The sequence below is a fragment of the Acinetobacter sp. YH12069 genome, from assembly GCF_013419675.1.
Classification (GTDB): Bacteria; Pseudomonadota; Gammaproteobacteria; order Pseudomonadales; family Moraxellaceae; genus Acinetobacter; species Acinetobacter amyesii.
Window position 1 is genome coordinate 149152 of sequence record NZ_VOZS01000009.1, and the last position, 19141, is coordinate 168292.

16 protein-coding genes, 1 rRNA gene and 1 pseudogene are annotated in these 19141 nt (G+C 42.2%); 7 read left to right on the plus strand and 11 right to left on the minus strand.

The window, feature by feature from the left end:
* Window positions 1-60 precede the first annotated feature (60 nt).
* From FTU16_RS08695 to FTU16_RS08705, 3 genes and pseudogenes are all read right to left on the minus strand, one after another.
* Window positions 61-627, minus strand: a complete 567-nt coding sequence (locus FTU16_RS08695) for a 5'-nucleosidase (RefSeq protein WP_111886021.1) — start codon at window positions 625-627, stop codon at window positions 61-63.
* A gap of 117 nt (window positions 628-744) precedes the next feature.
* Window positions 745-1821: an aromatic ring-hydroxylating dioxygenase subunit alpha gene (locus FTU16_RS08700; protein ID WP_180163092.1), complete on the minus strand. Its 1077-nt coding sequence runs from the start codon at window positions 1819-1821 to the stop codon at window positions 745-747.
* Between the two features lie 258 nt (window positions 1822-2079).
* Window positions 2080-3220, minus strand: a pseudogene (locus FTU16_RS08705) (TDT family transporter).
* 208 nt (window positions 3221-3428) lie between these two features.
* Here FTU16_RS08705 and ribF point away from each other — a divergent pair.
* The 5 genes from ribF to FTU16_RS08730 all read left to right on the plus strand — a co-directional run bounded on the left by ribF (window position 3429) and on the right by FTU16_RS08730 (window position 9035).
* The gene (gene ribF / locus FTU16_RS08710) at window positions 3429-4430 is read left to right on the plus strand and encodes a riboflavin biosynthesis protein RibF (protein ID WP_168379800.1); all 1002 of its coding nucleotides are present in this window, start codon (window positions 3429-3431) and stop codon (window positions 4428-4430) included.
* A 63-nt stretch (window positions 4431-4493) separates the two neighbouring features.
* On the plus strand, window positions 4494-7340 hold the full coding sequence (gene ileS, locus FTU16_RS08715) for an isoleucine--tRNA ligase (RefSeq protein WP_111886017.1): 2847 nt from the start codon (window positions 4494-4496) through the stop codon (window positions 7338-7340).
* Entirely contained in the window at window positions 7333-7872 is a 540-nt protein-coding gene (gene lspA / locus FTU16_RS08720) for a signal peptidase II (protein ID WP_078190655.1), read from the plus strand. The genes ileS and lspA overlap by 8 nt, the downstream gene beginning before the upstream one ends.
* Window positions 7865-8347 (plus strand): peptidylprolyl isomerase, encoded by a 483-nt coding sequence (locus FTU16_RS08725; protein WP_078190656.1) that lies wholly within the window; start codon window positions 7865-7867, stop codon window positions 8345-8347. The genes lspA and FTU16_RS08725 overlap by 8 nt, the downstream gene beginning before the upstream one ends.
* Before the next feature lie 145 nt (window positions 8348-8492).
* Window positions 8493-9035 (plus strand): NADPH-dependent FMN reductase, encoded by a 543-nt coding sequence (locus tag FTU16_RS08730; RefSeq protein WP_180051195.1) that lies wholly within the window; start codon window positions 8493-8495, stop codon window positions 9033-9035.
* Window positions 9036-9361: 326 nt separating this feature from the next.
* On the opposite strand, the gene FTU16_RS08735 is transcribed toward FTU16_RS08730, so the two are convergent.
* On the minus strand, window positions 9362-10651 hold the full coding sequence (locus FTU16_RS08735; protein ID WP_180063067.1) for a glutamate carboxypeptidase: 1290 nt from the start codon (window positions 10649-10651) through the stop codon (window positions 9362-9364).
* 489 nt (window positions 10652-11140) lie between these two features.
* Window positions 11141-11536 carry a tautomerase family protein gene (locus tag FTU16_RS08740; RefSeq protein ID WP_180005605.1) on the minus strand — a complete coding sequence of 132 codons (396 nt, stop codon included), beginning with the start codon at window positions 11534-11536 and terminating at the stop codon, window positions 11141-11143.
* Between the two features lie 471 nt (window positions 11537-12007).
* Between FTU16_RS08740 and FTU16_RS08745 the strand changes: the two genes are divergently transcribed.
* Window positions 12008-13048 carry a TauD/TfdA family dioxygenase gene (locus tag FTU16_RS08745; RefSeq protein WP_180005606.1) on the plus strand — a complete coding sequence of 347 codons (1041 nt, stop codon included), beginning with the start codon at window positions 12008-12010 and terminating at the stop codon, window positions 13046-13048.
* A gap of 92 nt (window positions 13049-13140) precedes the next feature.
* Here the strand turns inward: FTU16_RS08745 and FTU16_RS08750 are convergent, their stop codons facing one another.
* Entirely contained in the window at window positions 13141-14316 is a 1176-nt protein-coding gene (locus FTU16_RS08750) for a PQQ-dependent sugar dehydrogenase (protein ID WP_373683473.1), read from the minus strand.
* A gap of 443 nt (window positions 14317-14759) precedes the next feature.
* Here FTU16_RS08750 and FTU16_RS08755 point away from each other — a divergent pair, with 443 nt between their 5' ends.
* Window positions 14760-15353: a type 1 glutamine amidotransferase domain-containing protein gene (locus FTU16_RS08755; protein WP_180163093.1), complete on the plus strand. Its 594-nt coding sequence runs from the start codon at window positions 14760-14762 to the stop codon at window positions 15351-15353.
* Between the two features lie 69 nt (window positions 15354-15422).
* Here the strand turns inward: FTU16_RS08755 and FTU16_RS08760 are convergent, their stop codons facing one another.
* The 5 genes from FTU16_RS08760 to rrf form a co-directional block, all read right to left on the minus strand.
* Complete coding sequence (locus FTU16_RS08760; protein WP_180163094.1) at window positions 15423-15734, minus strand: ankyrin repeat domain-containing protein; 312 nt, start codon at window positions 15732-15734, stop codon at window positions 15423-15425.
* Between the two features lie 88 nt (window positions 15735-15822).
* Complete coding sequence (locus FTU16_RS08765) at window positions 15823-16359, minus strand: hypothetical protein (protein ID WP_180147573.1); 537 nt, start codon at window positions 16357-16359, stop codon at window positions 15823-15825.
* A 150-nt stretch (window positions 16360-16509) separates the two neighbouring features.
* Window positions 16510-17859 carry an MFS transporter gene (locus FTU16_RS08770; protein WP_180107421.1) on the minus strand — a complete coding sequence of 450 codons (1350 nt, stop codon included), beginning with the start codon at window positions 17857-17859 and terminating at the stop codon, window positions 16510-16512.
* Window positions 17860-18266: 407 nt separating this feature from the next.
* Window positions 18267-18818 carry a DUF4256 domain-containing protein gene (locus tag FTU16_RS08775; RefSeq protein WP_180110344.1) on the minus strand — a complete coding sequence of 184 codons (552 nt, stop codon included), beginning with the start codon at window positions 18816-18818 and terminating at the stop codon, window positions 18267-18269.
* A gap of 220 nt (window positions 18819-19038) precedes the next feature.
* Window positions 19039-19141, minus strand: a 5S ribosomal RNA gene (gene rrf / locus FTU16_RS08780); the annotation flags it as partial.

Sequence of the window (19141 nt, forward strand, 5' to 3'; positions counted from 1 at the left end):
GGTCGAATTGGCATACGACCATAGCATTCTATGGTCGCCGACCGAAATTAGCTAAATGCCTTATTTGACTGTTTGATATAATTTCAATAATTTCTTTGCGCCGAATAATAAATTTTCTTCCCAATCCAGATGCGCTGTGTCATTCGCACCATCGGTAATATATTTTACCGATACAAAGCGAACACCCAGTTTTTTACATACTTTAGCGATTGCGTAGCCTTCCATATCGACAAGATTACACGGTACTTTCGGCAGCCCAGTTTCAAAGCTGTCGCCTGTACCACAAATTCCTTTAGGCAAATGGCTAAACATGCTCTCTGGCTGAATTTCAGCAGGATGATCGGTATCCATCGGCGTCACCCCCACATCAAAACCCAAAGGCGATACATCCATATCCCGTTGTACAAATTGAGCTACTTCAACCAAAGCATGTGCATCAAAATGTGAACTTCCCGCAGTGCCCAAATTCAGCAAAGTATGACATCCGGTTTTTTGAATCACATCAAAGGCTTTAAATGCGGCATTGACTTTACCAATACCACTGTAATGTACTTCAATGCCTGCGGCTTCAAACAAGCCTTTAGATTCACTCGGCAGTGCCATAATTAAAGCGATTTGCTGACGCATAGCGGTCTCCTCAAATTGATGCCTTCATATAGCATACATTTGCACGTGCGCAGAAAAAATCATCTTCAAAAATCACATTGCTCAGAAAATAAATTCCTCACGCAGATTTGAATGCTATCAAATTTGAAATTGCATCGGCCGCTTGCCAATAAAAGATGGTGCCAATTGTTGGTCATGACGTAAGGCATCTAAAATCTTCTCTAATGCAATATGTGCCATATCCCCTCGTACACTATGCGAATGGGTCATCGGCATATGCTCGATGCCAGCTCTTCGCGCTGACAAAATTTTAATGTCTTGTTTGTTGACCACCCAAGTATAGGCATTCACAGCCGGCATCAATGCCTTAGACAACAATTTTGGAATCGGAAATTTATAACTGACACAGGTATAAACCCGTGACTCATACGGCCCCACAGGGCTAATCAGACTATTAAACACCATGCCCAATGGCTCTCCCCAATGGTATTCCACCAAGGTAATATTCGGCGCGATAAAACTGTCGCGGTGGACCTGTTCAGCACCATGCGGATTGGTCAGCCATGGCATCATGCCGACATCTGCATCATGGTCATGATAGTCAACGACTACTTTGCGCGGCCCGACATCTATGGTGGCATCCACGGCTTTTCCCGACTCTGAACGAAACCAGCCTTCATGGACAAATATGGTATGGGTTACATCCATTATATTCTGTGCAACAGCGCCCATCTCGCCATCATAACTGCCGACCATGTAATAGCTGACCCAGCCGGCTTGATCATAAAACGGTAATTTAAATATTTCCGGGCGTTCCTGTTTGGGCTTTTCACCGAGATAAATCCATACCACCCCATCTTGCTCACATACATCAAAACTACGCTGTTTAAAAGGATGCGGTTTTTCTGGAAAAAATTGTCCATTGACACTAGGAATATGCGCCACATGCCCATCGCCCTGATACGACCAGCCATGATATGGACACGTCACGCAGCCATCAGTCATTTTACCCTGAGACAAAGGCACGCCACGATGTACACATTGATCGAGCAATGCAGCAGCTGTTCCATCTTTTTGTCGGAACAGAACAATTTTTTTACCATACAGGGTGGCTGAAAAAGGTTGATCTTTTTTGAGTTCTTTAGAGGTACAAGCGACATACCATTCTTCTAATAATCCTTTGGCATCATCCCAAAAACTGGTTTGATTACACATAATTCGATCCTTATTTTTATCTTTTTGTTTTAATCCATATGCCTTGCTCTAGTTCCTACACTTCAAGCAAGTTTATATCTCGAAGCCAGTTGATCTCTTGAAAATACGCGCAAATTTTATACATGAATGTTTTGCTTGGATAGCAAAATAACGTAACTGCATCACACGCTTGCACAAGCTCTATATTTGTTTGCTGAAATCCGTCAAAGCCAACGCGCTATAGTTTTCTTCAACGGATTTATATTCACCCGACATCATTTAAGATGCGCTCTGAGCATCACAATACGCTTTTAAACACGGAGAAAAAAATAAGCTACCGCGATAAAACCCTTGTATGGTTTTCAGCATCACCAATAACCAAAGCGTACAGAGCAATACTGCAAAAAAAGTACCGAACTGTTGAATAGCGTGTAATTGCGTCTGTTCCGCCAAATGGATGACCGCCAAACTAAAAACGCCGAATGGAAACGTCATCGCCCACCACCCGAGATTAAAGGGTAAATCTCGCAAATGTTTTAGCGTGATGAGTATAGCGATTCCAAACCACCATACACCAAATCCGAGCAGAACAAGGGCTGCAAACACACCGCCTTGAAGCAACACCTGTCCCAAATCAGCCAAATCTACTGCTGTCAAAATACGTGGGGCTTGCTCGCCCAAAAGTAACAGCGCTAAAGCCCCTGTCCCAATCGGTCCTAAGGCCAACCAACTGCTGATCGCCATATCCTTGCTTGGCAATTGATGTAAAGCTAGACGCAGCAACAAGATGCTTAAGATGGCAAATGCTGGAAATACTGAGATTCCCCAAAGCAGATAACTCCCCAGCAAAATATGGACAGCATGAGCCTGTGCAGGTAAATGCGCCAACAATAAACCGCCTGAACTGGCAGCCACCTCGCAAGCCACTATCGGCAATAACCATACTGCGGTCATGCCTTGCAGCGCATGTTGCTGACGACTAAACATCAGAAAGGGAACACACCATGCAATCGCAATTGCCATCAACACATCGACATACCATAAATATTCAGCCCATGTGATGATGCTTACGCCCAAAAACTCAGTGTACAGCGTGGTGCCAAATTTCAATGCGCCATTGATCAGGGTTGCCAGTGCCATGGGGATCGCCCCAAGAAATAAACTCATCACTGGATGCTGGAAAATCTGCTTGTGGGTACAATATCCATCGGCTGAGATACATCCCACTAAACAATATGAACAACACGATGCTGATCTGCCACAGCGCTGCTCCGAAGGACCACATCCACTGCGGCGCCACCGCTATAGATGGTAAAATGAGGGCCACCACACCTGTGCCCATCACCACCGTAAACCAGTTTGGGGTGAAATGACGAATCAAGTCTTGTTTATGCTGGAGTTGATAAAATGGCATTTTCATCGCATGATGCTCATCAAAATGGAATGTCTATAGTTTAAGCACACCATTAAATAAGAAAAATTGATTAATATTTATTTTTATAATTTATTTTATTGATAATAAATTCATCTCTGCATAAAAAAACTTGAGTAAAAACACAACAACAAGACGAACGCAGAAGATTATGGCAATATATAGCCCTCAAACATTTTCAACAATTGATTCGCCCATGAAGCTGCTCCGTCTGAATGCTTTAGCGCCCCACTTAGAACTCCCCAAAACTGCCGTGACCATTGGCAATTTTGATGGTGTACATTTGGGTCATCAAGCGATGGTCAGCCAGCTCAAAGACATAGCACAGCAACAAAACTTAAAAACAGCTGTGATGATTTTTGAGCCACAACCGCTTGAATTCTTTAAAGCTTATGATGCACCGCCTCGAATCAGTTCACTACGTGAAAAAGTCGAATATTTAACTGAACTAGGCGTCGACTATATTGTGGTGGCGAAATTTGACAATGCCTTTCGTAATCTCAGCGCCGAAGAATTTGCCGATATTTTAAAAAATAAACTCAATACACAAAGTTTAGTTTTGGGCGAAGATCATCACTTTGGCAAAAACCGCCAAGGCAATAGCGAATTTTTACGCCAATACGGCTTCCAAGTCACAGCCCTGCAAAATGTCGAAGTTGATGGCGAACGTGTCAGTTCGACACTGGTTCGTCAGACATTACAAGCAGGCGACCTTGCCCATGCCGCAAAACTTTTAGGTCGTCCTTATAGCATCACCGGTCGTGTGCAGTATGGCGATCAAATCGGTCGCACCATTAATTTTCCTACCATTAATGTGCGTTTAAACCGTCATAAACCTTGTTTAAATGGCATTTATGCAGTCGATGTCATTTGTGAAACCGAATCTTTAACAGATAAAGTAAAAAACGAAAATGCTGACAAATTAGGGGTTGCAGGTTATGCACCCTCTGCCCTGTTTGGTGCAGGGCATGTTGGTACGCGTCCCGCAATTAAACAGGAACATCCTGAATGGCGATTAGAAGTACATTTTCCTGATGTTTCTGCTAATCTGTATGGCCTGTTAATGCGGGTGACGTTCTTGAACTTTTTACATGGCGAAAAGGACTACCCTTCGCTTGAAGCACTGAAAGCCGGAATTGATGACGACGTCGAAAAGCTCCTTGAGTTTCGAGGTCAGCACCCTCATTTCCCCTTTTAAACCCCGATTATTTATTGTAAAACGCGTCAGTCAACGGGCTGATAAATTTGGAAGACAACTTGCATGAGCGATAAGCAAACTCCTGAAAATGCAGTGGATTATAAAGCCACGCTAAACCTCCCAGGTACTGAATTTGCGATGAAAGCAAATCTCGCAGTACGTGAAGCGAAATGGTTAGAAGAGTGGTATGCCGACAACATTTATCAGCAGATTCGTGCATCGCGTATTGGCAAGAAAAAATATGTGCTTCATGACGGCCCTCCATACGCAAATGGCCAAATTCACTTAGGCCATGCGGTGAATAAAGTCCTGAAAGACATCATCATCAAAAGCCGTGTAATGGACGGTTTTGACGCACCGTATGTACCAGGTTGGGACTGTCACGGTCTTCCAATCGAACTGAAAGTTGAAGAAAAAGTCGGTAAAGTCGGCGTGAAAGTAGATGCCTCAACTTTCCGTAAAGCCTGCCGTGAATATGCCTACACCCAAGTTGAATTACAGAAAAAAGACTTCGTGCGTATGGGTGTGTTTGGTGATTGGGACAACCCTTACCTCACCATGAACTTCAAACAAGAAGCCGACATCGTTCGTTCGCTCGGTGAAATTGCCAAAGCAGGCCATATTGAGCCGGGTCTTAAACCTGTGAACTGGTGTTTGGACTGTGGTTCTGCCTTAGCTGAAGCTGAAGTGGAATACGAAGACAAAAAATCAGATGCGATTGACGTTGGTTTTAGCGTTGTTGATTTAGCTGATTTATCTGCACGCCTAGGTGTTACAGTTAGCGATTCTACAGATATCGTAATCTGGACAACCACACCTTGGACTATGCCTGCCAACCAAGCGGTTGCTCTACACGCTGAACTTGAATACCAATTGGTGAAAGCAACTGGCGAAGACAAAGCAGCGCAAAACTTCATCCTTGCAAAATCATTGGTTGAATCTGCAACGCAACGTTATGGTTTTAACGCAGTTGAAGTAATCGCTGAGTTTGCTGGTGCAAAACTTGAAAATCTAGTACTACAACATCCGTTAATTGCTGAACGCCAAGTACCAGTGATTTTAGGTGAGCATGTCACAGACGGCAGTGGTACAGGTGCTGTACATACCGCGCCAGGCCATGGTGTGGACGACTATAAAGTTGGCTTACAGTACAACCTGAAAGTCGACAATCCAGTTGGCGGCAACGGTGTATATTTACCGACTGCGCCAATTTTTGCAGGCGAACACATCTACAAAGCCAATCCAAAAATCATTGCTGCTTTAACCGAAGCAGGCAAACTTTGGGCACATGTGGTGATCAAACATAGCTACCCACATTGCTGGCGCCATAAAACACCGATTATCTTCCGTGCAACACCGCAATGGTTCATCAGCATGGATGCAAAAGGTTTACGCCAAGGTGCATTGAACGCGATTGAAAATGACATCAGCTTCGTACCGGATTGGGGTAAAAACCGTATCCAATCGATGATTGAAGGTCGTCCAGATTGGTGTATCTCACGTCAACGTACATGGGGCGTGCCAATTCCATTCTTCGTGCATAAAGATACCAACGAACTTCACCCGCGTACCCCTGAGCTAATCGAAGAAGTCGCGAAGCTGATTGAACAAGAAGGTATTGACGGTTGGTATAACCGTGATGCATCTGAGTTTATCGGTGCAGATGCAGAGCAGTACAATGCGGTTCGTGACACTCTAGACGTTTGGTTTGACTCTGGAACAACACACTTTGCAGTACTTCGTGAACGTGAAGAATTGCAAGACCCTGCTGACTTGTACCTTGAAGGTTCTGACCAACATCGTGGCTGGTTCCAATCTTCATTGTTAACATCTATGGCGATTAATAACCGCGCACCGTACAAAGGCTTATTGACTCACGGCTTCGTTGTGGACGAAAAAGGCCGCAAAATGTCGAAGTCGATCGGTAACGTGATCACTCCGCAAGACATCATTAAAGACATGGGTGCAGATGGCCTACGTTTCTGGATTGCGTCTGCAGACTACCGTTATGAAATGACTGCAGGTAAAGAAATCTTCAGCCGTGCATCAGATGGTTACCGCCGTATCCGTAATACGTTGCGTTTCTTGTTGGCTAACTTGAATGGCTTCAAACCATCGACTGATGCTTTGCCTGTCGATCAATTGATCGCACTGGATCAATACATCTTGCAACGTGCTGCGGAAGTACAAAAAACTATTCAACAAGCTTATGAAGATATGAACTTCCATATCGTGACTAGCGCATTGACCAACTTCTGTATTAATGACTTGGGTGGTTTCTACCTCGACATCATCAAAGACCGTCAGTACACCACCAAAGCAGACTCAGCAGCGCGTCATTCTGCACAAACGGCGTTGTATCACTTGGTTCAAGCCTTTGTCCGTTGGATGTCTCCTATCTTGAGCTTTACCGCACAAGAAGCTTGGCCGTTGATTCCAGAGCAATCTGAGAAATATGTATTTACTGCGGAGTGGTATGACATTCCTGTAGCCTCTACAGCGAATCTGGTGACTGAAGCTGAATGGCAAACCTTGATCACCGTCAAATCTGCAGTAAACAAGTTTATTGAAGCTGCACGTACTGCAAAAACTGTGGGTTCAAACTTGTCTGCCAAAGTTGAACTTTGGGCCAATGCTGAACTGAAAGCTGTTTTAGACAAATTCGGTGAAGAACTGCGTTTTGTCCTCATCACCTCTCAAGTGATTGTTAATGAATTTGACGCAGCACAAGGCGAAGCCTCTGACCTTGACGGTTTAAATGTCAAAGTCTCTGCTGCTGACGGTGAAAAATGTGCACGCTGCTGGCATGTACTGCCAGATGTGAATACACATCACGAACATCCAGGTCTTTGTTCTCGTTGTATTATTAACCTTCCTACAGGTCAAGGCGAAGAGAGAAAATATGCCTAATCCACAAGAAAAAAAGGGCTTCTTTCAATTCTACCCACACAATTTAGTGTGGGTGGGCTTATCCATTGTTGCCATTATTTTGGATCAATGGACCAAATGGATTGCAAGTACACATCTGAACTACGCAGATCCTGTACCTGTCATGCCCTTTTTAAATTGGACATTACTACATAACTATGGCGCTGCCTTTAGTTTCTTGTCCGATGCCGGTGGATGGCAACGTTATTTCTTTACTTCACTCGCAGGACTTGTGTCTGTCATTTTTGTATTTTGGCTCATGCGTATGCCAAAAAACGTGAAAGTCCTTCCGATTGCCATTGCCCTGATTTTAGGCGGCGCAATAGGCAACTTAATTGACCGCGTATCTTTAGGTTATGTGGTGGATTTCATTCACGTGTATTACAACAACAGCCACTTTCCTGCATTTAATATTGCAGACAGTGCCATTACATTAGGCACGATTCTGCTTCTTATCGATACGTTTTTCTTAGAAAAACACCGAATTCAACGTGCGGAAGCGCAAAATGACTGATTTTATCAATCCTAACGAGGAAACTCGTATTGAAGAAGGTTCTAAAGTAGACCTTCACTTTTCTGTTGCTATTGAAAATGGCGTAGAAATTGACAATACCCGTAGCCGTGCTGAACCTGTCAGCCTTGTCATGGGTGATGGCAGCTTATTACCGGGTTTTGAGAAAGCTTTATTCGGTTTACGTGCAGGTGACCGCCGTACTGTGAGCCTTCCTCCTGAAGATGCTTTTGGTCCATGGAACCCGGAAAACGTACAAAAATTTGATACTGTCAAATTTGAGCAACGTCCTGTTGAAGGCCATATGATTGAGTTTGAAGATAAAGCCAAACAAAGTCTGTATGGGGTGATCAAAACTGTAGGTGAAGACATTACCGAAGTGGATTTCAACCACCCTCTAGCCGGTAAAAATATCACCTTTGAAGTTGAAATTTTCAAAGTGACCCCTGCCGGTCAACAAGGCGTAAAACTGATCTAAGTTTCAGCAAATGAAAAGCTCCTTCGGGAGCTTTTTTTATCACTATTTTTATAACTATCAATCGACTCGATACATTTTCTGTATATGCAACGGACCGAATTCATATTAATTTAATGCAAGACTTTAAAACAAGACGGGAAATATGATGAAACTGCATATTATTGTCGGCAGTGTCCGCGAAGGCCGTACGGCAATTAAAATTGCCAACTGGCTACTTTCAGAAATCGAAAGCTATGACTACAGTACCGTAGAAACTGAAATTGTCGATTTAAAAGAATGGGATCTGCCAATTTTTGCAGGCGCACATCCGCCATTAACAGGAATTTATGACCAACCCAAACAACAAGTATGGGCAGATAAAATCGCGCAAGGCGACGCATTTATTTTCATTAGCCCTGAATATAACCACGGTTATAGCCCTGCACTCAAAAATGCGTTGGATTACCTCGGTAAAGAATGGGGCGGAAAACCTGCAGCATACGTTAGCTATGGTGGCACCAATGGTTCACGTTCGATTGATCAAATTCGCCAAGTGGCAACCCAATTGGGCTTAATTGACAGTAATGCTGTGGTTGAAATTCGTGACATTTTCACGCGTAATCAAGCAGATAAATTCGAACCGAATGAATTTGATAGCAAAGCGGTTAAAGCGATTTTCAAAAAATTACTGCAATATGTGAGTGCTTAATTCTTGCCGTTCGCGTGATAAATGCCGCCTTTTGTAGGTTCAGGCTTACATTATTTTCGGCAGATGGCAGCTATACCCCATGCATCATCCACGATAAAGTTAAAACATACAGAGACAGGATGTCACTGAACATAAAACAACAATGATAAGACTAAGCAGGAAGCTTACGGTAGGACAGGAGTTATACCGCTAGAATGAATCTGAAAAAAGCCTCGACAGGATGTCGAGGCTTTTTTCATTTCAAATGCTACACAAGAATAGCTCTAACATGAGCCACAACCGAACTCAGGGCCATGGCTCAATGGGTCTCACCCAATCGGATACGATTACTTTTTAGAACTCTCCACAATTAAACGCGTCACCAGGTACAAACGCGGTACGATAGAATCTGTCAAAATATATTCAGCTTTATCTGAATGTAATCCATCACCTGACATGCCTAGTCCCTCAATGATCGCGGCTCTCGAACTAACCCCAGCAAAAGCGGCATCAGTACCACCACCCCAAGCGGTCGTTTCAACTTTCATCGGCAGCTTTAATTCGTTTGTGTAAATCTGCTGGGCTGTCGCGGCCAATTTTTTGGCTTGTGGACTGGCTTCTAAAGGTGGTCGACGGACTTCAAATTTGACCTCGACCTGACTTTCCGCCAATTTTTTGGTTTTGACTTTTTGCTTCAAGGTTTTTTCCAACTCAGCAAAATCTTGTGGTTTTAAGGAACGAGCATCTGCCTGCGCTGTCGCATGGTCAGGAATCACATTTCGGGTTTTTCCAGCCGTCGCAACAGTCCAATTCAGCTTTAAACCCGTTTTCGGATTGGATAGATTTTCTAATTGTTGAATCTGAAAAGCCAGTTCTGTCAAGGCATTGACCCCTGCTTCAGGTTTTACCCCCGCATGCGAACCCCGCCCTTTAATATCTAAATAAGCCGCACCAATCCCACTAGTGGCTAACATCAAACTTCCCTCTAAACCACCGGTTTCAAAGGAGAGGACAACGTCCTGATTTTGAGCTGTATCCATAATCAATTGGCGCGAGCCGGGTGAACTGATTTCTTCATCTGAATTAATTAACACCGTAATGGTGCCGTAATCTTGGTACTTCAGCTGTTTCAGCATATCCAAGACATGAATCACTGCAGCAACACCTTGCTTGTCGTCCAAAATACCTAAACCATAGGCTTTATTACCATCTATACGAAACGGTTGACCTTGTAATTGGCCCTTTTGATACACCGTATCATTATGTGCCAACAACATAATGTTCGTTTTACCTTTGCCTTTCAGTACCGCCTTGACAATCGGCCCTGTCTGATCTGGCGCACCATCGAGTTTCATGATGTCTTTGGGCTGAATCACGTTCACCTCAGCCCCTGTGGCTTTTAATTGCTCTGCGACCACCTTAGCAATTTGATTCAAACCCTCAATATCTTTACTGCCAGATTCAATATTGACCAAGGTTTTCAAGGTCTCTAAATAACTTTGCTTTTGACTTTCCGCAATTTGCTTAATCTCTTGTGGAGATGCTGCCCAACTTGCTGAAGCACTAAGCGCAATAACGCAGCCTAATGCGAGCTGAAGATTTGATGTCGTCCGTTGTTGTGTAAGTATTCTTAGCATCGATCTTATTCCCTGTATATTTTTCATTATGAATTTTTAATGTCTGATAAATTAGTTCACCATTCAACCAATTAATCGCAAAAATATGTAACACCGCTGATAAAGCTTTTAGTCACTTCAAAACCAGCTTCCTGCTGTTTTAAAAGCGGTTTAGATCAATATGGATACATAGATCTAACGATCGAGAGCCTTAATGCTGTGCAATATATTGACGCGACGGACAGAATGATAATTTAGGTGTTGTACGTTTTGGCTTACATCAGATGCGGATAATAGACACTATTCACGTTATTGGATTACTTTTATATTAAGGTCATACAGCGACAGGATGTCACTGAACATAAAACAACAATGATAAGACAATGAGCAGGAAGCTTACGGTAGGACAGGAGTTATACCGCTAGAATGAATCCGAAAAAGCCCCGACAGGATGTCGGGGCTTTTTTCGTTTAGGCGATGTGAAAGCAACATTCCATGTATTTGCACAGACTAAACATCGACCTGAAAACCTAAATCGACATCACAAGCGGCTTGACCACCTCGTATCCCCCAATTTTCTAGAGGGCTTTCACGTAATGTTATGATGATATGGTCGGCTGGAATGCCAAATTCCACCAAATTATGCACCAACATTTGATATAACTTACGCTTGGTTGCTACGGTTCGTCCCGCAAAACAATCAATGGTGATATGTGTAAAGCGCTCAGGCTGCGTCAAATGATCAAACACCTGAAACCGATGTGGCGCATGCACTTGCAAACGCATATTGCGGTCATATGAAGGTAGTTGAAAACTCTGTTGTAAGGCGTCAAAGACAGCATTTATCAACTGTTGTTCTTGTTCTATGCTGTATTGCATCCGTATATCGATTTGTGTTGCAGGCATGCGCGAAACTCATTGTTGTTATTTAAATCACTACACTAGCAGGATTTAGCGACGTTCTGCTGTAGGCATTTACCTACAGCGCTTGCAGTATTTACGCCTATGGCCTCAACAGCAACGCGCCTATAGTAAGAACATACAGAGACAGGATGTCTTGCAATAAAAATAAATAATGCACATGCAGCAGGAACGCTGATCGGTATGACAGGAGTCATATCTTTAGAATGAATCTAAAAAGCCCTCGATAGGATGTCGAGGGCTTTTTTCATGTCGTCATTCATTCAGCTATCGCACTCTATTCGTCGAAAAATCGCAATTTATCAACAATACTTACATCGCAACAGTAAAACTGTACTTATAATCGGCAGAGATTTTAGACAGAATAACGGCTGCGAGTTCAGCAGCTCGAACTGTCAGCGCTTAGGGATTAGGCGACAACAATAAAAATTGAATTAAAAAATTAGAGAATGACCTATGCAATTGCAACAGCAACAACTGAATAGTTTTACCCGCATTTTTCATGCCGCTCCAGAACACAATAGCCCGCAAGATCTTGCACAATATATTGGCGCGCATCGACAAGAGCTTTTACAACAAATCCATGAAAATGGCATCTTGCTGTTCCGTGGTTTTAACATCGAGCAACCCGAACAATTTAACCAACTGATTGAACAATATTTTCAGTTTACGCCATGGAATGCATTTAACCCCAACATGCCCAGCTGGGTTGCATCTTGGATGCGAAAATACAGCGAGAAATTGCTCGGCGCAGGCGACTACCGTCGTTATATCGATCGCAACACAGTGCAATTGGGTCCAGTCGAAAACTCGGTACAAGGCCCACATGTTGAAGGTGGCGTGCGCTCAGAACGCTCGCGTTATATCGCCTTATTTTGTCAGGAACCTTCGACGTATTTGGCAGAAACAGGATTTAATAACTTAGAGCAGATTTGGGAGAATTTTCCGAAACATCTACAGGAAAAATATCTTGGTGCATGGAACCATTTTTCTTATGTCTCGGCGCGCGAGGTGGGGCTATTTGACCGATTATTGCTGAAAAAGAGCCCGTTTAGTCTAGAGATTCGACAAGATAAAAAAGCCAAACTGACCTTGCAGCGTTCGCCACTGGTGATTCATCACCCCGATACGAAAAAGCATGTGATTCAGCCGTGGGCTTTTGCTAATAATACCAATCCATTTGCCCATCAGGCGGCCAAAAATTGCTTTGAAAATCGCGGGGAGATTGAAATCGATTCGACAGCGGACGGCATGCAACTGACTTGGGAAATTTACACGCCAGAAGGTCAACAAATTGAATGGAGCGATGCCGAAAAGCAGCAATTTTTTGATGCGATGTATAAAGATGCCCTGCTTTTGCAGTGGCATAAAGGTGATGTTGCGATCGTCGATAATATTAAAATTGCGCATTGGCGAATGAATGGAGAACAAGGAAATCGTAAATTAATTCAAATTCAAGCCAATGCATTTAATGCCGATGAGCACTATGCGGCTTAGGTGACGGATTTGAAATTCGTGCAGGCCTGTATGTGAGAAGCCCCGGAGGGGCTTTTTTTTATTTTTTGAATTTTTTGTTTATTTTTTAGTCGCTATTTTGGCTCAATTTTGAATAACCATGCTTTTTCACCATCCTCAATCCCCCAAATTGCGCCATCTTTGGCCTCAATCAAGCCACGGATCCGCTGTTTCATGTCGATACGCTGGATTTCTGTTGCCGGTTGATGTGCTGTGTCCACAATCACGATTGCTTGAGACGACAAACCACCAATCAGCGCTTTATTTTTCCACAAGGGGAACTTTTGCCCTTGGTAAAACATCAAACTCGACGGTGAAATCACCGGTGTCCAACTGATGGCAGGGGCTTCAAATTCAGGCCGTGTATGATGATCAGGAATCGGTTGATCATCATAATGATCGCCATTCGACACATGCGGATAGCCATAGTTTTTCGCTCGCTGCACGAGATTTAACTCATCACCGCCTTTCGGGCCCATTTCAGCCACCCAAAGCTGCTGTTTTGCATCAAATGCCATGCCTAAAGGGTTACGGTGCCCGAAGCTCCAGACTTGCTTGGCAACTTCGCCTTGGGTCTGAAATGGATTATCCGCAGCAGGCGTTCCATCACTATTTAAGCGCAACACTTTACCCAAATTTGACTGCAGATCTTGTGCAGGATCAAACTTCTGACGTTCGCCCGAACTCACCCATAATTTTCCATCTGTTCCAAATTGCATACGGTGTGAATAATGGCCTTGACCTTCTACTTTTGGAATTTGCCTCCAAATGATTTTTCGCTGTTTTAAACTTGGCACAGCTTCATTGAGGTTTAATGTGGCTTTTTCGATGACAGCGCCAAAACCGCCCTGTCCTGCTTCTGCATAGCTCAGGTATATCTGATGATTTTTTTCAAACTGTGGATCAAGTGCAATATCACCTAAGCCGCCTTGTCCACCATAGGCTACTTTGGGAAGGTTTTTCACCTGTATTTTCTGCTGATTTTGCGGGTTAAAGATGATCAGTTGACCTTTTCTTTCAGTTAGCAATAAGCGTCCATCTGGGAGTTGTTGAAACGCCCAAGGTTCATTAAATTGAGCGATTTTTTGTATTTTAAAGCGTTGTTCTTGCTGGATTTGTGCCGATTTTTGAGCTTGTCTTGGTGTTTGATCTTGTGCTGTAGTTGTGGTGTTTTCCGCATGGCATGCGGCTGTCATCAAGATACCGACGATGAGGCTAGGCGTTCGAAAATATTGTATACATTGTTTCATTTATTGTTCCCTTCCCTTTTATAATCATTTGATTCTAATCAATTAATCAGATGATTTTTCTTTGGAAAGGTAACAGAATAATTTTGTACGTTTTGGCTTACATGGCATGCAGAAAATTGCTGCTATTCAATTTATTCAAACAGGCCTAATCTACAGTTATCAGGAAACAGGAAGTTTCCGAAACATAAAACAATAACAATAAGTTTCTGCATCAGGACGTGAGATATGACATGGAGTTGTATCTAAAATACGAAATACGAAGAAAACCCCAACAGGATGTTGGGGTTTTCTTTTTCTAGCTGATTTTTAAAAGTTCGCTCTAATCTAGAACTTTCGCATAACATCTCTGTCAAAACTTCTTACAGTTTCCTGCGAAATTATTACATACCCAAATCCGTCAGCTTGTTAGCGTGGTAGACAATCCTCATTGCAAGGAGTCAATCATGACTTTAAAAGCTTTAGTGATAACTTCAAATGTCGGTGTTGAACATGACGAGCTGATCCAACCATTAAATTATTTAAATGAAAAGGGAATTGAAGCCATTCATGCCGCTATTAAACATGCGGTTGTCCAAACAGTAAAAGCCGACAAAAAGGTCGAAGCTGAAGTTCAACCCAATGCCCAATTGAGCAACGTAAATGCTGAAGACTATGATGTGTTAGTAATTCCAGGCGGAACTGTCAATGCAGATCATCTACGGATCGATGAAGATGCACTGCGACTTATTCAAAACTTTGCTGACCATCAAAAACCTATTGCTGCAATTTGTCATGGTCCTTGGGCGCTCATTAATGCTGAACGAATTCGTGATAAAACTCTGACGTCTTATAAAAGTATTCGTTTGGATTTGGAAAATGCGGGTGCACATTGGGTCGATGAGCAGGTGCACCGCTGTAATACGGGTGGTTGGGTGCTCATTACTTCTCGTTGTCCAGATGACTTGCCTGCGTTTAATCAAGCGATTCAGCAGGAGCTTGAGCAACAGCAACAGCAACAGCAACAGCAACAGCAACAGCAACAGCAACAGCAACAATAATACTAAAATGAAAATACCCGCATATTGCATGCGGGTATTTTATAATGTTGATTCATAAAATATTATGGCTTACAAATTTTTTAAGTAAGCTACCACATCATCATTGCCTGCCATTTCTGCAAGCTCTAATGCTGTGTATTGGGTCTTATGCTGTACATTTGCACCATTAGCTACCAAAAGCTTCACTACGTCTAAATAGCCGTTTTCTGCGGCTGCATGCAGTGCGCTATAGCCTTCTTCATCGGCAGTGTTTACGTCTGTGCCATTCGCTAAAGATTTTTCGACTTCTGCGAGTTCACCTAAAGATGCCCAGTACACCAGTTCAGGCAGATGCAGTTCTTCATCGTCTTCAGGGGTTGGGGAGATGGAATTGAGTTTCACTTATGCTCACCTTTTAAAAGATTATTTCGAGATAATAAATAGCTTTCCAAATGATTTTGAAAAATTATATTAATATTATGTGTACATTCTAAAATTTCATTCCAACTCCATTCAGGATACTTTGTATCTTGCTCCGTGATTTGAAAAGTGAACTTTCCATTATTAAAATTTTTTGGATCAATTCCATCCCAAATATGTGCATCTGAAAAATGGATATAACTACACAAATTTTTATATACATTTTTGCCCAAGGATGGTTTTTAGACAAAATATCAGCAAGATAGCTATCCGTTAAGTTATTACCTAATTTATCTTTGAATTTGCTTACACTCTCTCCTTGCAATATTTTTTGGACAAACTGATCTATATTTTCTACATACCAGAATGCTTGAAACCGTAAGACCGTATCCAAATGGACTCTAAGTAAACAACGAGTAGCATTCATATTTCTAGAATGAATAAGCGTACTGAGTCCATTAATATTTCCATAACTACGTTTTACTGCACCTAACATATAGAAATCGGATAAATACATATTAGGATTATCTTCAAATAGACGTTTTATAAAATTTTTTAAATTTTCTTTATCTTCATTTAATAAACTTTCTAATTCCTCTGCTTCCATTAAAAATACCAAATTTCTGATTTTAATTAAGAAATTAGTACTAAATATATAACTAAGTTTTCTAAATATTAAGTTGTTAGAGAAAAAAAATTCCTATATCTACAAAAGAAAGCCCCCTTTCGGAGGCTTTTCTTTTTAAAGAATAACAACTTAAGCTTTGGCTGTAGTTGCCTCTTTAACATCAATTTTATCACTGTCGTTTTCATGCATGATCAATGCAACCGCGATCGCAGTAATCAGTACAGGTAAACCCACCGCCATAAAGTTGAAATGCGCAGGTAAGTTCATACCAAGCAAACCACCAATCAGAATCGGCCCTACAATCGCACCCATACGACCAATGGCAGAAGACCAACCAATACCTGTCGAACGTACAGCAAGTGGGTAATACTGCGCCACATAGCTGTACAGCAGCATTTGCGAACCAATAGACGCAGCACCTGCCAAGAACACCAAGATGTATAGCAAGAACTGATTCGATTGGAAGCCCATCAAGCTCATCACAATCGCCCCCATCATACCCAAAACCATCAGCACAGGTTTTAAATGGAAACGGTCAGCCAAAATACCACCGCCAACAATACCCACAACTGCGCCAACGTTCATGACCATCATGAACATCAAGCTGTTATCCATAGAATAACCGGCTGCCATCATCAGTTTTGGTAACCAGCTGCTTAGCGCATACATGGTCAATAGGCACGTAAAGAACGCCACCCAAAACAGCAATGTATTTACGGCACGACCACGGCGGAACAAACTCACCACGTTAGCAGCTTCAGGTACATTTTCTTGCGGTAAAGTGAACACTGTATTTTCAGTCACTTTCACTTCAGGCGCTAAGCGCTTCACGATACTGCGGGCTTTTTCCTGTTTGTTTTCTTTCACCATAAATGCCAAAGATTCAGGTAAGAATTTCCAAATGACAGGTAAAAGGAAAAGTGGAATACCTGCAATAAAAAACATGATTTGCCAACCAAAGTCAGGGGTGAACCATGAACCTAAAAGTGCCGCCATCACACCACCGACTGCATAACCACTAAACATCGTCGTTACTAGTGTGCTACGCATCTTCTGCGGCGCGTATTCCGACGTTAAAGCCACAAGGTTAGGCATTACACCGCCAATCCCTAAACCAGCCAAGAAACGCAAAATACCAAATTCTGTTGGATTTGACGCAAAACCACCGGCAAAGGTCAAACCACTAAATAAAACAATACAGATCATGATGACTTTTTTACGGCCAATCTTATCTGCTAAAGAACCAAAGAACATGGCACCAAACATCATCCCTGCGAGCGCAGTACTGGCAAGCATCCCCGCTTGCATTGCACTTAAGCCCCAGTCTTGCATCAATAATGGTAAAACCACGCCATTAATCGCTAAATCGTAGCCATCAAATAAAATAATCAATAAGCACCAAGCCACTACATTGAAGTGGAACGGGGTAAATTTAGCCTTATCGACTACAGAATTTATGTCTATTTTTTCCGTTGTCATCGTTCTCATCTCCCATGAGTACTTGTCCATAACATTCATTGAATTTTTAAGTAAAATTCAACAGCCACGGAATATACGGAACAGTGTTTTCTAGGGATATTAGACGTATGTTTAATAAATCTAGTCTCTTATAAGTACATGTTAATTGTGTTATTTTTCATGCTTTAGTTTAATTATTAAACATTATCAATATATGATTATTTAACTTCTTTTTTTAAATAATAATGTCCTTGTTTTTAGGTCTAATTCTTCTATTCTTTCATTCAACTTCAGAACGACACACCATCATTTATTTCTATCTTTAGTTTAGAAAAATTTTAAATGTCTAAAAAACAAACGAAAATATATCTTTAGAAAAGTTCGTTTGAACACTCTAGATTGTTTTAAATACCTTGATAGCGCTGAGATTAAGCAATCACCAGCTTACAGCGAAATCCACGAGACGCATAATATGACTGTGCGCCATTATGGTAGCTAAATACATGATCATAACGTCGGTCACAAAACAGTGCCCCACCCTTTTGCCGAATATCTGCTGGCGTCACGATCCAGCTCGAAGTATTTAAATCGAAATGAAAAACTTGCTGTATCGCTCGATAGTCCTCTTCTGTAAGCAGCTGAGCACCGATGTCTCGAACCATGTCTATTACGTTATTTTTGGGAGGATGATCCTTCCGATTCTCCAAGGCATCACGGTCATAACATAAGCGTCGTCTAGGCTTTGGCGACTCTAAGCTGCAATCATAAAATATCAGGTCATGAGATTGCCGATTCAGCCTCACAATATCTGGCTCACCCCCTGTTTTTTCCATTTCGATTACAGTTTTTAGTTTTGAGGGCTGTGCAATCAATTGTTTTTTAACATCATCCCAAAGCAATTCTGGATGACGCTGCATATTTGCCTCAAAGCGTTGCTGCAATATCTCTAAAATAGAGACTTTATTGAGATCTTGGAGCATTTGCACATCCTATTGTTTTTATACATTGGAGACTGAACTTCACTATAAAGAATATAGACTCACCTTGATGTAAATTTTTAGCGCTGTTTAGCCGTATTATTTTTAAATATCTATCATTTCCCTGTTTTTTCTTCTGCTTTTCTTATTATTTTTTTCTTCCCTTTTTCCCCTTGCATAAAAAAACACCCCCTGGACTAGTCAGGGGGTGTTTCGAATAATGAGCTGGCGATGACTTACTCTCACATGGGTAACCCCACACTACCATCAGCGCTAAGAGGTTTCACTTCTGAGTTCGGGAAGGGATCAGGTGGTTCACTCTTGCT

Coding starts and splice junctions, on each gene's coding strand:
- FTU16_RS08695 (WP_111886021.1), bottom strand. CDS start 627: ATGCGTCAGCAAATCGCTTTAATTATGGCACTGCCGAGTGAATCTAAA.
- FTU16_RS08700 (WP_180163092.1), bottom strand. CDS start 1,821: ATGTGTAATCAAACCAGTTTTTGGGATGATGCCAAAGGATTATTAGAA.
- ribF (WP_168379800.1), top strand. CDS start 3,429: ATGAAGCTGCTCCGTCTGAATGCTTTAGCGCCCCACTTAGAACTCCCC.
- ileS (WP_111886017.1), top strand. CDS start 4,494: ATGAGCGATAAGCAAACTCCTGAAAATGCAGTGGATTATAAAGCCACG.
- lspA (WP_078190655.1), top strand. CDS start 7,333: ATGCCTAATCCACAAGAAAAAAAGGGCTTCTTTCAATTCTACCCACAC.
- FTU16_RS08725 (WP_078190656.1), top strand. CDS start 7,865: ATGACTGATTTTATCAATCCTAACGAGGAAACTCGTATTGAAGAAGGT.
- FTU16_RS08730 (WP_180051195.1), top strand. CDS start 8,493: ATGAAACTGCATATTATTGTCGGCAGTGTCCGCGAAGGCCGTACGGCA.
- FTU16_RS08735 (WP_180063067.1), bottom strand. CDS start 10,651: ATGCTAAGAATACTTACACAACAACGGACGACATCAAATCTTCAGCTC.
- FTU16_RS08740 (WP_180005605.1), bottom strand. CDS start 11,536: ATGCCTGCAACACAAATCGATATACGGATGCAATACAGCATAGAACAA.
- FTU16_RS08745 (WP_180005606.1), top strand. CDS start 12,008: ATGCAATTGCAACAGCAACAACTGAATAGTTTTACCCGCATTTTTCAT.
- FTU16_RS08750 (WP_373683473.1), bottom strand. CDS start 14,316: ATGAAACAATGTATACAATATTTTCGAACGCCTAGCCTCATCGTCGGT.
- FTU16_RS08755 (WP_180163093.1), top strand. CDS start 14,760: ATGACTTTAAAAGCTTTAGTGATAACTTCAAATGTCGGTGTTGAACAT.
- FTU16_RS08765 (WP_180147573.1), bottom strand. CDS start 16,359: ATGGAAGCAGAGGAATTAGAAAGTTTATTAAATGAAGATAAAGAAAAT.
- FTU16_RS08770 (WP_180107421.1), bottom strand. CDS start 17,859: ATGACAACGGAAAAAATAGACATAAATTCTGTAGTCGATAAGGCTAAA.
- FTU16_RS08775 (WP_180110344.1), bottom strand. CDS start 18,818: ATGCTCCAAGATCTCAATAAAGTCTCTATTTTAGAGATATTGCAGCAA.